This is a genomic window from Candidatus Margulisiibacteriota bacterium (genome assembly GCA_003242895.1).
In the GTDB taxonomy this organism is placed as follows: Bacteria; Margulisbacteria; Riflemargulisbacteria; order GWF2-39-127; family GWF2-39-127; genus GWF2-39-127.
Window position 1 is genome coordinate 1 of record QKMY01000065.1, and the last position, 14,094, is coordinate 14,094.

General features: G+C 34.8%; 12 protein-coding genes and 1 tRNA gene. 5 read left to right on the forward strand and 8 right to left on the reverse strand.

Annotation, left to right across the window (positions count from 1 at the left end; all coding sequences use genetic code 11):
- Positions 1–162: 162 nt before the first annotated feature.
- The 7 genes from rpoD to DKM50_12560 form a co-directional block, all read right to left on the reverse strand.
- Positions 163–1,236 (reverse strand): RNA polymerase sigma factor RpoD, encoded by a 1,074-nt coding sequence (rpoD, locus tag DKM50_12530; protein PZM77428.1) that lies wholly within the window; start codon positions 1,234–1,236, stop codon positions 163–165.
- Between the two features lie 41 nt (positions 1,237–1,277).
- The gene (locus tag DKM50_12535) at positions 1,278–3,089 is read right to left on the reverse strand and encodes a DNA primase (GenBank protein ID PZM77429.1); all 1,812 of its coding nucleotides are present in this window, start codon (positions 3,087–3,089) and stop codon (positions 1,278–1,280) included.
- A gap of 90 nt (positions 3,090–3,179) precedes the next feature.
- Positions 3,180–5,972 (reverse strand): pyruvate, phosphate dikinase, encoded by a 2,793-nt coding sequence (locus tag DKM50_12540; protein PZM77430.1) that lies wholly within the window; start codon positions 5,970–5,972, stop codon positions 3,180–3,182.
- Positions 5,973–6,040: 68 nt separating this feature from the next.
- Positions 6,041–6,116 (reverse strand) — tRNA-Ala (locus DKM50_12545).
- A gap of 130 nt (positions 6,117–6,246) precedes the next feature.
- Positions 6,247–6,585, reverse strand: coding sequence for a ribosome silencing factor (gene rsfS / locus DKM50_12550; GenBank protein ID PZM77431.1), 339 nt, complete (start codon positions 6,583–6,585; stop codon positions 6,247–6,249).
- A gap of 57 nt (positions 6,586–6,642) precedes the next feature.
- Positions 6,643–8,121, reverse strand: a complete 1,479-nt coding sequence (locus DKM50_12555; GenBank protein ID PZM77432.1) for a hypothetical protein — start codon at positions 8,119–8,121, stop codon at positions 6,643–6,645.
- 14 nt (positions 8,122–8,135) lie between these two features.
- Positions 8,136–8,756 carry an HD domain-containing protein gene (locus tag DKM50_12560; GenBank protein PZM77433.1) on the reverse strand — a complete coding sequence of 207 codons (621 nt, stop codon included), beginning with the start codon at positions 8,754–8,756 and terminating at the stop codon, positions 8,136–8,138.
- Between the two features lie 401 nt (positions 8,757–9,157).
- Between DKM50_12560 and DKM50_12565 the strand changes: the two genes are divergently transcribed.
- Complete coding sequence (locus tag DKM50_12565; protein ID PZM77434.1) at positions 9,158–10,114, forward strand: hypothetical protein; 957 nt, start codon at positions 9,158–9,160, stop codon at positions 10,112–10,114.
- 173 nt (positions 10,115–10,287) lie between these two features.
- The gene (locus DKM50_12570; GenBank protein ID PZM77435.1) at positions 10,288–10,977 is read left to right on the forward strand and encodes a hypothetical protein; all 690 of its coding nucleotides are present in this window, start codon (positions 10,288–10,290) and stop codon (positions 10,975–10,977) included.
- 6 nt (positions 10,978–10,983) lie between these two features.
- On the opposite strand, the gene DKM50_12575 is transcribed toward DKM50_12570, so the two are convergent.
- Positions 10,984–12,051 carry a DNA methyltransferase gene (locus tag DKM50_12575; GenBank protein PZM77436.1) on the reverse strand — a complete coding sequence of 356 codons (1,068 nt, stop codon included), beginning with the start codon at positions 12,049–12,051 and terminating at the stop codon, positions 10,984–10,986.
- A gap of 393 nt (positions 12,052–12,444) precedes the next feature.
- Here DKM50_12575 and DKM50_12580 point away from each other — a divergent pair, with 393 nt between their 5' ends.
- The 3 genes from DKM50_12580 to DKM50_12590 all read left to right on the forward strand — a co-directional run bounded on the left by DKM50_12580 (position 12,445) and on the right by DKM50_12590 (position 14,091).
- Positions 12,445–12,816 (forward strand): hypothetical protein, encoded by a 372-nt coding sequence (locus DKM50_12580; protein PZM77437.1) that lies wholly within the window; start codon positions 12,445–12,447, stop codon positions 12,814–12,816.
- Positions 12,817–12,845: 29 nt separating this feature from the next.
- Positions 12,846–13,424 carry an RNA 2',3'-cyclic phosphodiesterase gene (gene thpR, locus DKM50_12585; protein ID PZM77438.1) on the forward strand — a complete coding sequence of 193 codons (579 nt, stop codon included), beginning with the start codon at positions 12,846–12,848 and terminating at the stop codon, positions 13,422–13,424.
- A 295-nt stretch (positions 13,425–13,719) separates the two neighbouring features.
- Complete coding sequence (locus DKM50_12590) at positions 13,720–14,091, forward strand: hypothetical protein (GenBank protein ID PZM77439.1); 372 nt, start codon at positions 13,720–13,722, stop codon at positions 14,089–14,091.
- The last annotated feature ends 3 nt before the right edge of the window (positions 14,092–14,094 follow it).

Below are 14,094 nucleotides of genomic sequence, written 5' to 3' on the forward strand. Positions count from 1 at the left end.
ACCTCACGATGGACACCCTTGTCTTGAGCTAATGGTTGGCACTATCAACCCCCATATCGGACTTTCACCGACTAGAAAGCGCCCATGCTGGGCGCACATAAATATGAAAACCCGCGCAAATGCACGGGATTTCGGTTGTAATATTAATATATTTCATGTATTTTAATTATTTAAAAATATCTTTAAACGATCACATCTAAGAGGATGTCGCAACTTTGCTAAGGCTTTCGCTTCTATTTGACGTATTCTCTCTCGAGTTACATCATATACCTTGCCGACTTCCTCTAATGTTCTTGGTTTGCCATCATCAAGCCCAAACCGTAGCTTCAACACCATATATTCTCTCTCGGTTAACACTTCCATGGCTTTTTTGATCTCTTCTTTGAGCATACTATTGAGTACAAGATCTTCAGGAGTAGCTGTATTTTTATCTTCGACAATGTCACCAAGTCTATTACTATCCTCGTCGCCAACAGGCATTTCAAGTGAAAGTGGTACTAGGGATACTGTTAATATTTCTCTTATTTTGTCCGCTGACATATTAGTACATTCAGCGATTTCTTCGTCTGTTGGTTTTCTTTTCTTTTCTTGAAGCAATAATCGAGAAGTTTTTCTTAATTTATTAATCGTCTCGACCATATGTACCGGAATCCTGATAATTCGTGATTGATCAGCAATAGCCCTGGTTATCGCTTGTCTAATCCACCACGTAGCATAAGTAGAAAACTTGAATCCTTTTTTATAGTCAAACTTTTCGACAGCCTTAATAAGTCCCAAATTTCCTTCCTGTATCAAGTCAAGAAAAAGCAAACCTCTTCCAATATACTTCTTTGCAATACTTACTACCAAACGCAAATTAGCTGAAACCAACTTGGCAGTGGCTTCGGCGTCGCCGGCTTCTATCCTTTTAGCTAGAGATTGTTCTTCCTCAGTAGTCAGCAGTGATAAATCACCGATTTCCTTCAAATACATTTTCACAGAATCTTCAGAAGCAATATCCTTCTTATGAATTTCATCAAAAACATCAACCCCTTCGAACTCTGCTTCTTCTTCAAATTCCTTTATTTCTGTTTCTTCTTTTGCATCATCAACCTCAACTTCAACTTCAACTTCAACTTCAGCTGTTGCGAATACGTCAATAAACTTGTCTTGTTCTAAATGTTCATCCAGTACATCTTCCTTTATTAATATTTCTGTCTTATCAAATGAGTTATTACCTGCTGAAAGGTTAACCATATTTCCCCTCCACCTTCAAATTTTTTGCCCGAACCAAACATTTAATCATTATTGTTTCTTGAAGATTCTTCATCTTGCTTGAAAGTTGAACTAACTCTTCTCAATCGAAGATTATTTAGCTCTTTCAAAAGATTATCCAGCTCTTCCAAATTGTTATCTTCTTGAGCATGCTTAATGCTCTCTTCTATATTAATTCTTTTTTGTTCATACTCGAAATTCTTTAATACTTTGACATTATCCCAAAAACCGTTCACCTCCTCTTTCATATCATTGATTAAAATACTTACGTACCGATTTTTCAAAAGCTCATCATCCAACATCTCTATGATAGAAGTTGAAGAGCCTTCATTATTACAGATAATTGAATATATCTTTCGCATATTTTCATCGACAAAATATTCAGGGGGAAGTTCTTGCGAAACTTCCTTTCTCTTCAAACAATCTTGGGAAATTATCCGGATTATGATTTCCTGGGCTTTAACATACTTATCTTTTGTCGGTTGTTTAACATTTTTTGAACTATCTTTTCCCCCCGTTTTTTTGAAATATCTGAATTGCCTTAACTTTGAATATACAGACTCTTCTGATATCTTGAGCTTATCCGATACTTGCTTAATAATTGGCTGCGTTTTCAAAGCATCATTAATGCTGTCTAAGAACACGACAATTTCATCTACTGCTTTGCTAACATTCTCAGCTACTTGCAAGTTATATTTTGCCACCGTCTTATCAATCTTAAACATTGTAAACGGTATTGCGTTTACAATTTGATTAGTAAGAGATTCAATACCTTCTGATCTAATAACTTCATCCGGGTCCTTTTTTGAAAACTCCACAATATTTACATCAACATTCAGATTATAAAGGATCTCTCCTGCTCTCAGCGCAGCATTTACACCCGCGGCATCAGAATCATAACCAATAACGGCATTATCCGCATATCGTTTTATAAGACGGGCCTGTTCAATTGTCATAGCAGTACCTAACGTTGCAACAACGTTTACAATTCCGGAAATATAACAAGAAAGAAAATCCATATAACCTTCAACAATTAATGCAGTTTTTCCCTTTTTTATGTGATCCTTTGTCAAATGTAATCCATATAATATTTTGCCTTTATGATAAATATCATTTTCAGGAGAATTAATATATTTTGCCTGTTTACTCTCATCGGCACCAGGAATTATTCTAGCACCAAAAGCAATTACGTCACCAAAAGAATTGCATATCGGGAATGTAATGCGATCCCTGAACCTATCAATATAATCTCCGTTTTCTCGCTTAATTACTAATCCGGCAGAAATTAAACTATCTATGGCTGCGCCTGAGTTCTTTAAAAACATCAATAGAGAATTGGCGGAGCGAGGGGCGTATCCAATCTGGAAGTGCTTAATATGTTCATCACTAAAACCTCTATTTAACAAATAATTGTAGGCGTTTTTAGCTTCTTCTTTGAGGATTAAGGAGTGGTAGAATTTTGCAGATTTATTCACGGTCTCTAGTATAGGAGATTTCTTATCATAGCTCTTACTTGCATCAATCTCTATGGTAACGCCAACTCTATTAGCAAGATATTGAATAGCCTCTATGAAAGAAAAATTTTCAACCTTTGTTATGAAACGAAGAACGTTTCCGCCTTCGTTGCAGCCAAAGCAATGCCAGATATTTTTATCAGGTGACACAGTAAAGGACGGGGTCTTTTCATTATGAAATGGACATAGTCCAATATAATTAGTTCCCCGTTTGCGAAGACTTACATAATCTCTGATAACTGAGATTATATCTGCCTTCTCTATAACTTCATTAATCGTTTCTTTAGATATCAAATACTCACATACCCTTTCAAACAACATCAAGGGACATAAGAAATGCTTACTATTAACAATATTATAAAAATGAAAAAACAACTGAGGGCGGATAAAACGCCCTCAGTTACTTGTTAATTATTTACTTTCTTTAAGCGCAGCATGAGCAGCAGCTAAACATGCTATTGGTACTCTGTATGGAGAGCAGCTAACATAGGTTAATCCAATATTATGGCAGAACTCTACAGTTGCAGGTTCTCCACCATGTTCACCGCAAATACCGAGTTTGATTTTTGGATTTGTTTTCTTGCCTTTTTCGATTGCTATCTTCATTAATTCTCCAACTCCAACCTGATCTAGAACCTGGAATGGATCTTTGTCATAAATACCCTTTTCCACATACTCGCCCAAGAAGTTACCAGAATCATCACGAGAAAAACCGCACGTCATTTGAGTAAGGTCATTTGTTCCGAATGAGAAAAACTCAGCTTCTTTAGCTATTGCGTCTGCAGTAATTGCTGCTCTTGGAACTTCAATCATTGTTCCGATCATATATTGCAGAGTGACGCCGGCAGCTTTCATTTCTTCATCAATCACCTTTATGGCGTTTCCTTTAAGAATGCTAAGTTCTTTTACATCACCTACAAGTGGGATCATGATTTCAGGAACGATGTCTTTTCCTGACTTTTTAATATCAATAGCAGCCTGGATAATAGCCTTCACTTGCATATCATAGATTTCAGGATAAGTGATACCTAAGCGGCAGCCTCTATGACCTAACATCGGATTAAACTCGTGAAGGGATTTAACTTTGTAGTTTAATGTTTCAACGCTTACATTCATGTCTTTTGCAAGTTCTTCAATTTCAGATACCTTAGTTGGTAAGAACTCATGTAACGGAGGATCAAGTAATCTTATTGTTACCGGAAGCCCTTCCATAGCTTTAAATATGTCATAAAAATCAGTTTTCTGCATCGGAAGTAGTTTTACCAATGCTTTCAGCCTACCTTCTACGTTATCAGAAAGGATCATCTCTCTCACAGCTTTTATTCTATCGCCGCCGAAAAACATATGCTCAGTACGACATAGACCAATACCTTCAGCGCCAAAGGTCCTTGCGATTAAGCTTTGATCAGGTTGATCCGCATTTGTACGAATACCAATCTTCTTAAAGCCACTTGCCCATTTCATTAATCTGTCATATTCTAGATAGAGTTCTGATTTAGATGGATCAAGAGTCTTCTCAACCATAACCTGCAAAATTTCTGAAGGCTTGGTTTTGATTTTTCCTGCGATTACTTCGCCTGTAAAACCATCAATTGAAAGAAACTCCCCTTGTTTAATAACTATGCTACCAACTGACATCTGTTGTTTTGCGTAGTCAATATTTAATTTACCGCATCCGGCAACGCATACTGTTCCTAATTGTCGAGCAACAACAGCAGCGTGTGAAGTTGCGCCACCCATGGCAGTAAGAATCCCTTCGGCAACAATCATACCCTTAATATCTTCTGGAGTAGTCTCTATTCTAACAAGAATTACCTTTTCTTTTCTTACTTCTGCAGCTTCTACAGCTTCACTGGCACTGAAATATACCTGTCCGCAAGCAGCACCAGGACCAGCATTAAGACCACGAGCCAAAACTCTATCGTCTGACTGAGCCTTTACTTTATCATTCGTATCGAATATCGGACGAAGAACTTCATTAAGCTGGTCAGCGTTTACGCGAAGAACAGCTTCTTTTTCGACTATCATGCCTTCATTAACCATGTCAACTGCACACTTAATGGCAGCAAATCCAGTACGCTTAGCATTTCTGGTTTGAAGCATATAGAGCTTGCCGTCTTGTATCGTAAATTCCATATCCTGCATATCTCGGTAATGTTTTTCCAAATTAGTTTTGTACGTAATTAATTGCTTATACGCTTCAGGCATTATTTCTTCTAGTGATGGGTACTTTGACTTTCTGTCAGCTTCTGAAATACCGTGCTGTTCTGACCATTCTTGTGAAGATTCCAGAGATATCTTCTGAGGAGTTCTTATACCAGCAACAACATCCTCGCCTTGGGCATTAATTAAAAATTCACCATAGAACTTATTTTCGCCGTTAGCCGGATTTCTAGAAAAACATACGCCGGTAGCTGAGGTATCACCCATGTTTCCGAATACCATTGCCTGTACGTTTACTGCAGTCCCTAATAAACCTTTTATGCTATATTTTTGGCGATATACAATAGCTCGCTCATTATTCCATGAATTAAACACAGCAGCTATAGAAGCCCATAATTGTGTAAGTGGATCTTGAGGAAAATCTTCGCCTTTTTCTTTCTTAAATATCTGCTTATAAGTATTAACCAATTCTTTTAAGTCATCGGCTGAAAGATCAGTATCTTTTACTTCTTTTGGATCTCTACCGGTTTTTTTTGCAAATTTATTCTTTTCTTCAGTTAGCGCTTCTTCAAAGTGATGTTTAGGTACATCCATTGCAACATCTGAAAACATTTGAATAAAACGTCGATAAGAATCCCAAGCAAACCTTGGGTTATTTGTTTTTTTAATAATTCCTTCAACAACCTTATCGTTAATGCCAAGGTTTAAAACAGTATCCATCATGCCAGGCATAGATTCTCTGGCGCCAGAACGTACAGATACTAGTAATGGATTTGAAGGATCTCCAAGCTTCATGCCCATTGAAGCTTCAAGCTTAACAATGTTTTCTGACACCTCTTTATCGAGGTCTGCTGGCATTTGTTTTCCATTTTTATAATAGTGGTCACACACCTCTGTTGTTATTGTGAATCCGGCAGGAACTGCAACGCCTGAATTAGTCATTTCAGCAAGACCCGCTCCTTTACCTCCAAGAAGATCTTTTTGCTTCCCGTTTCCATCTGCTTTACCATTTCCAAAAAAGTATACCTGTTTATTTGCCATTTCCTTACTCACCTTTCTTCTTTAATATTGGTTTCCTCTATATTCACGAGGATGGTAACACATTTATTTGGTGGAGCTGAGGGGGCTCGAACCCCTGACCTTTTGGCTGCCAGCCAAACGTTCTCCCAGCTGAACTACAGCCCCATTTATATTTATTAAAAATAAAATATTATAGAATATTTATTTTAGAATAATCATCACATTTTTTAATCATGAAATATAATAATATATTTTTTACTTTAAATAAAGCCCTATTTTTATTAGTATGAGATTATTAATGATATATAATTGATGAATTTTTCCAAATTTGTTCAAGATTATATTTGGATCTTTCTTCAACACCCATGACATGCACCATTACGGGACCTACATCTATAACGATCCACTTGCTGCTTTTAGTCCCATCCAATGATACTTTTTCATGAACTTCGCGCAATTTGTCACTAATCCGATTTGCTATAGATTCAACGTGTACATTACTTGTTCCACTACAAATAATAAAATAGTCAACTATATTTGATTGCTTAGAAACATCATAAACCTCAATCTCGTTAGCTTTTAAGGCTTCAGCTTCATTCGTAATTATTTCTATCAATTCTTCTGTTTTTAACACCTATTAATCATCACCCCGAAATCTGTTGTTAATTATTTAAAGATTGCACAATTATAATCATAACCGTCCTTTAATATCTTTCCAGTCTTTACCTATTACAATTGTTACATCCAACTTCTTGTTCGGCTTATTATAAGTGATAATATTTTTTGGGTCAATCTTTAGCGAAGTTGAGAGCTGAAGGACTTCTTTCGTCAAACCTTTCCAATCCACAATAATAGTTTTGTTATAATTAAAATGAGCGGCATTTCCAACCCAGGGAACTTTGATTCCTTTAACCTTTAATTCCCGAGCTATCTTCTTCGCTATAAAAGGATAACCAGACCCATTGAGTATTTCAACACTCAAATTCATGTTATCCGGCAATACTTCACCCTTGCTGACTTCTTGAAGTGTAGGAATAATCTTGCTAATTGCGCGAGTTGAAAGTTTAACACCCTCACCTAAAGAATTTTTAGGGTTCATTGTGCTTGCCGCTTTTATTGCCTTATTAACATCGGATTGCCTTTCTTTCTCGGATACTATTTTCTCACCCGGCTCCGTCGACACAGCCCCTGTGGGTTCCATATCTGCAGGACCTTCTTTTTCTACATTCTCAATTCCTTGAATAACCTTGTCTACAAGTTTTAAGGTTGAGGGAACATCGGGCCGCCAGTAGCTAAGACCTTCAAGCAAAACAGGACCGCCTGGTACCGTATCTATTACGATATTATTAGCAGCGAATGCAGTCCTCATTTTCAGACCAAAAAGCAAAAGTTGTTTTGTTGTTAGATTTGTGCTGAAATTACTTGTTAATTGCTTAAAAAGCTGTGGCGCCTTAAAAATATTACCAGATTGAATTATTTTATCTGCTACAGCTTTCATAAAATCTTGTTGGCGTTTTATTCTTCCAATATCTCCGGCAGCGTCATGTCGGTAACGAACATAGCCCATAGCTTGCTTGCCTGAAAGAACCTGTTTTCCAGGGCGCAGGTCAATATAAAGCTCTCCAGCTTTATCAACGTAATACATTCGTTTAGGCACATCGACCGTTATGCCACCAAGCTGATCAATTACGTTAACAACTCCGTCAAGATTAATAACAACATAATACTGTATCGGTACCTGAAGAAAAGCAGATACAGTTTTAACAGATAAATCGATACCGCCGAATGCATATGCATGGTTCACCTTAGTAAATCCATGCCCGGGAACTTCAACCCGTGTATCCCTTGGGATCGAAATTACGCCAACTCGATTCTTATTTGAATCTAAATGAACAAGCATGATCGTATCTGTTCTATGAGCTCCGTCAGTCGCATCGACACCTGCTACCAAAATATTAACGTTATTATCAAAGCCTGACTGAGGCATCATGGTGATAAGCATGTCCATAAGGGATAATTTGCCAAAATTAATTGCCGTATATACTCCAAGAAACCCAGCCAAGAAAAAAGTACACAGGGCAAAAGCAATATAAGCAAATATCTTTTTTTTATTTTTTGATTTCTTATTCGGGATTTGTGAATTATTCGTTTGTTTAGGTATATCGTTCATTATAGTTCTTTCTTTTATTTTTCATTAATATTACTCATCAAGTTTAATTGAAAACTAAGTGTACGCGGATGTATATATTTGTTACTATTTTTCAAATAGGCAATAACCTCTTCCACAACTAAATAAGCAGCGCGATTTAGGTCTTTGTATATATATTGATTTATATGATTAATTATTCTACTATCTAATCCCCTGGTTGGCTCGATAAAGTCTGCAATATATATTATTTTATCAAGTTCAGACATATCAGCATCGCCAGTAGTATGTTTCCTTATTGCAGAAAGAATATCATCATCAATTATACTATATTCCTCCTCAGCAATGATCGAGCTAACAAAGGCATGCAACAGAACCGGGCTCTTAAACTCTATTTCGTCTGGAGTAACTCCATTTTTAATCGCAATAGCAAGATATTCTTCATGTGTAAGATAACGAGAGCAATCATGCAACAAGCCAGCAATTTCTGCTTTTTCTTGCGAAACTTTATAGTAGGAGGCAATATTCACAGCCACTTTTGCGACTTCGAGTGAATGAACAAACCTTCGAATATCGAGCTTCTTCTCTAAATAACCTCGAATGTCGTTTAGAGAGTATTTATCTATACTTAATCCAATAACGGATACATCTTCCTTCACAAGGTTATACCATAGTTGTTGTTATCAAGAAGCTGAAAACTCCTTAGATTAAAAAAAACCAAAGTAGCATACTTTGGTTCCTTAAAGTTCATAATAAATCTCACGATTAAAACGAAGTAATTTTGCGATCAAAAAATATCAACTTTCATTATATTAGAGTCAATATATTATATGCCTTCTTAAGCAAGATCAATACTATCATAGGCATAATGGGTTGTCAATAATTTTCATAGGAGTTATAATACATAACGATTATACAATAGATCATTTGTGTGATGATTCTTTATTAAATTTTACTATATTATTTTAGCCTAGAATCTATGTATAATCGTCATTTGTACAAAGCTAATTTCATAAAGAAATAACAGATAATTCAAATTATAAATAAATGGAGAAAATAAATGACATTACATGCAATTATACTAGCAGCGGGAAAAGGCACAAGAATGAAATCAAAAAAGGTCAAAACAATCCATGATGTCGCAGGAATACCTGTCATCAATAAAGTCATCAATAATCTCGAAGAGCTAAACATTAGTTCAATGTGTATCGTCGTAGGTTTTCAATCTGATGATGTATTAAAAACCGTCACCTCAACCAAAGTTGAATTCGTTACACAAAAAGAGCAGCTTGGAACTGGACATGCAGTGATACAAACCGAAGAAAACTTTAAAAATAAGGAAGGTGATATCATCATTCTTCCCGGCGATGCTCCACTTATAAGCGCAAAAACCCTTAATGATTTTTATTTGTATCACAAGAAAACTGATGCCCACATTTCTGTCCTATCGACGTCAATGCCAGACCCGACCGGATACGGACGAATTATTAGAGATAAAAGCGATCAGGTACTTAAAATTGTCGAGCAAAAAGATGCCACCGAAGATGAACGCTTAGTGAAAGAAATAAACACAGGTATATACTGTGTCAGCAAATCTGTTCTATTTCAAAGTTTAAAAAGCATAACAACTGATAACAAGCAAAAAGAATACTACCTGACCGATATCATCCAGATTGCAAAAAATAACGGACAATCAGTATATTCATATGTTGCTAACAATTATCGTGAATTCCAGGGAATTAACAGCAGAAAGGACCTATCAGACGTATCTCTCTATCTATACCAGTTAAAAAATGAACTCCTGATGAATAATGGGGTGACAATTATTGATCCGAACACAACCTATATTGAACACAACGCAATAATAGATCAAGATACAATAATCTATCCAGGAGTATACATTAAAGGACATTCAATAATCGGAAATAATTGCGTTATAGGTAGCAACACATATATTGAAAATGGGATCGTGCCTGACAACACTGTGATTCTGCCTAATCAAAATATTATTGCATAATAAATTATTGCAATCCTCTTATCGAAAATACCTGTTATTTTGCATCATCAAAACAGGAATGATTACTCTGTTGATCAAAACACACCACAGCGTAGCAATCAAATTTTCCTACTATTTTTTCGTTAATAATAATTTCAGTAAACCCAGAAGAGCTAACGGTTATATAAAAAACAATTCTATCTAGTGATCAAAATTATTTGAAAGATAAGAAAAAAAATGCTATAAGATATAATATAGGTGGTGACGATTTGAGCTGGAAACAAATCATAGAATTATTACAACAAGGTGAAGGACCTTCAATCGAGTTTAAAAAAAACTTGTTGAATTCCATTGATTTGGCAAAAGATCTTGCTGCTTTTTCCAATGCTAAAGGGGGTTATATAGTTCTTGGCATTGATGATAAAAATGGTCATTTAATAGGAGAAACAGTCACTAAAGAATGGATTCTAGCCGTAGCTAAAGCAAAATGCAACCCCAAGCTTATCCCACTTGTTACTGAAATTGAGAAGGCAAACAAAAATATATTGCTAATCTCGGTCCATGAAGGAAATTCAAAACCCTATTTTGCTGATTCCAAATGTTATATTAGAGATAATAAAATTACACGATTAGCATCCCTGGACGAAGAGAAGTCTCTCTCTGCAAACCTTAAGAATATTCATGAAGGCCTAAATAAAAGACAAAAAGATGCCCTCAACCACGTTCATGAGAATGGCTCGATTACTAATATGATCTATAGAGACCTTTTCAAGGTATCCCACAAAACTGCACATATTGAATTAGTAGAGCTTCTAAGGCAAGAATTATTAGCTACAGCAGGAAAAGGAAGAAGCACGTGCTACATCTTGCCTGAAATTAAATAGGCAGGGTTATTTACATTTAAGATAAAACAAGTATTCAGTAACAACCCTTTTTTTAGACTGTCCTGCACCATTTCCAAAAACATTATATGGCAATTCAACAATATCAACGTGGCCTTTTTTCTCTAAAATTGTTAGCATTTCATTTCTTTCTAATAATCCTTCAGAATTATAACTGACAAATATATGCTCGGCTTTAATATGCTTTATCAACATCCGAAATGCTAGCTCTGCATATTTTACCTGAGAATAACGGCTTTTCAATAAATCGCGCTTGAACTTCTTGGTTTTCCCATAAACCTCAGGCTTATTCCATTTAACAATATTTTCAAGAATATGATAATTATCTATATACTGACGGGTATTATACGGAGGGTCAATATAGACTACCTGAGTGTGAATGTGCTCGACTAGAATATTTGCATCCATAGATACTATTAAGTTTTTATTCTTACTAACCGCATAGTTTGGGTACTTCATTTCAAGTTTTTTATATACATTATTATCTATTTTATGTATCCCATTCACCATCGATTTCGAACCTAAATGCTTTAGATAAGAATCATACTGCCCGCAGGTATTGGCACACTTATCAATTGAGTATATCAGACTAGTCAATAGGATACTTTTCTCTTTAAAGTTGATTTCTCTTTTTTTATATATTTCTTCTATGGTATCTCGAATTTCATCTATAATTTTTGCATTCTCTATTGTAAAATAGCATCCTCCAAAATTATGACTAACATAACCATAATAACCATCTACCTGATTAAATTTATCTATAAGTTCATAAATCTTGGGGACCGATACCTCAATATTATTACACCCGAAAAAAGCCTGATAAATTATATAATTAGAAAATAAAATATCATTAACTACAAGCTGAGCATCAGGAAATATTTTTTTTATGCCTTCTGCCACTACCCCAGTTCCAGCAAACAAATCTGCAAATGAATATATTTCACCAACCCGATCTATCATAATCTTTAGCAAGGGTGCTAATAAATTAGACTTCGATCCGAGATATTTCCTATTCTGGATATTAAAAGTTTCTATAGGTTTTACTATGTTTTGCATATTTACTACTCCTGTTTAACATTTTACCAATAATTTCAAAAAACCAAATGTTTCAAAATAATTGTTAATGATATTTTATGTTAATAAATGGGATATACAGTTCTAATCGCTATTTAATGGCCGGATAAATAAAAGTCAACGGAAATCCTTGTATCACTAATAGTTATAGAAAATAATCGCAACACGTTAACAAAAAAACTTATTATTAAAGAAAATATTGCAATTGCAGGAATCCATCTTTTTATGATACCATCTGGAAATGAATTATTTTGCAAATTCTGAGAGAGTCTTAAAATATACATTTCACAATAATCTTGCTAATAGCATATACAATATTTGAAATTATTGCAGAAAGAGTACGACATATAAACAGAGGGAGAAAGGATTGATAAAATGCAAATAACTAATACGATTTTTAATCCTACAATAAACACAGCATTGAATCAGATCAATAATAGTGTCAATCAACTCAACCAAATCAATAAAATGGACATCGAAAATGAATACTTAAAAAAAGCACTCAACGTAGTAAGCATATCCTTAAACCATGAAGTCAATAATGCCCTGACACCAATTTTTTTCATGTCAAACTTCTTCAAAAATAAAACTGATGATCCTGACTTAAAAGCAGCTCTTGAGATTATTCTATTAGCTGCCAAAAAGATACAAAATACCGTAACAAGCATTAATAACCTGCAGAAAGCGGATGTAATACCAACAACTCAATACTTAGAAGGTATTACGATGTTAGATATTGGAAATTAATTCCTTGGTTATACAAACAGATTATCGACTTGAAATTGACCACTGAATACTATAAACTAGCTCTTAAAATGAGAGCTTTTATATCCTTTAAATTACCATATGAACTTATTTATTCCCTAAAAACTACTACACAAAACCTTAAACAGTTTGGTACAGATATTCGTTGGGTAACGCAAAATAATTACCATATTACCATTTCTTTTTATGAGAGCGTGACTGAAACTGACTTCGAAAAAATCTTTATTAAACTATCTGAGACTTATTCTGAACTATCATCAATAAAGTTTTCACTAGCGTCTATTGAGATATCCCCGAACTTACATCATCCACGGTTATTATGGTTTAGGCTTAGCAATGAAACCCATTTTCAGGAAGTTTATAAAACAGGAAACTTCGTGGACGACAACAAGTTCAAACCACATATCACGCTTGGTAGATTCAAGTCATCACAAAATATTGTAAATTTGGACTCCCACCTGCAAAATAATTATTCTATCGATAAAATTGATAAAAATATTTATTCAATAAACACTATAGAATTCGTTAAAAGCACAATTTCCGATTCAGGTCCTACATATTCACTACTTAAATCCATAAGACTTAAGTAGTGAGAATACAATGATGATCGCATATTAAATTAAAATATTTTATTATTCAAATAAACACCCACAAAAATGTTTACAGCTGACCCTGAAAAAAGTAATTTTAACGCTATTACTTCTAATTAAGGGGCCTCGATCGATAGATACAGATGAAAAACTACAAAAATAACTTCTCTAGCTAACAGGATAATATACCGCATTTTTTTTATGCTGGAATAATTTAGCGCCTACCTATATAATATCACTCGAAATAAAAAGATATATTTTAATATTGTTTAAATCTCAACGTTAATTACATCATATGACACTAACTTACAATAAAATAAAGAATATCAGTATTGACGAGCATTCTCAGCCAAGATTTGAATCGCCAATGGAAGTGTTGAATCATATTTCGACAACTTACAACCACGAAATTTTTAATGCGCTCCAGCCTATCCTTACACTTGCAAATATACACATAAAAAAAAGCATTGATCCACAATCGAAACAAATTTGGGAAACAATACTCTCTTCATTGTACAAAATTGAAGATGTTGTTAAAGCTATCAATAAGTTAGCTTACATTAATACTATTCCAAGAACAGAGTATATAGAAGGAATCGAGATGATAGATATAAAAAAAATATTATCAGCTATAGAATCGAATTCTGAAGCCGTTGCAAGAAACTAAGCA

Excerpts from the sequence above, each read along its gene's own strand:
- DKM50_12535 (PZM77429.1), bottom strand. The coding sequence starts at position 3,089 with ATGTTGTTTGAAAGGGTATGTGAGTATTTGATATCTAAAGAAACGATT.
- DKM50_12540 (PZM77430.1), bottom strand. The coding sequence starts at position 5,972 with ATGGCAAATAAACAGGTATACTTTTTTGGAAATGGTAAAGCAGATGGA.
- DKM50_12590 (PZM77439.1), top strand. The coding sequence starts at position 13,720 with ATGACACTAACTTACAATAAAATAAAGAATATCAGTATTGACGAGCAT.
- DKM50_12555 (PZM77432.1), bottom strand. The coding sequence starts at position 8,121 with ATGAACGATATACCTAAACAAACGAATAATTCACAAATCCCGAATAAG.
- DKM50_12575 (PZM77436.1), bottom strand. The coding sequence starts at position 12,051 with ATGCAAAACATAGTAAAACCTATAGAAACTTTTAATATCCAGAATAGG.
- DKM50_12580 (PZM77437.1), top strand. The coding sequence starts at position 12,445 with ATGCAAATAACTAATACGATTTTTAATCCTACAATAAACACAGCATTG.
- DKM50_12565 (PZM77434.1), top strand. The coding sequence starts at position 9,158 with ATGACATTACATGCAATTATACTAGCAGCGGGAAAAGGCACAAGAATG.
- rpoD (PZM77428.1), bottom strand. The coding sequence starts at position 1,236 with ATGGTTAACCTTTCAGCAGGTAATAACTCATTTGATAAGACAGAAATA.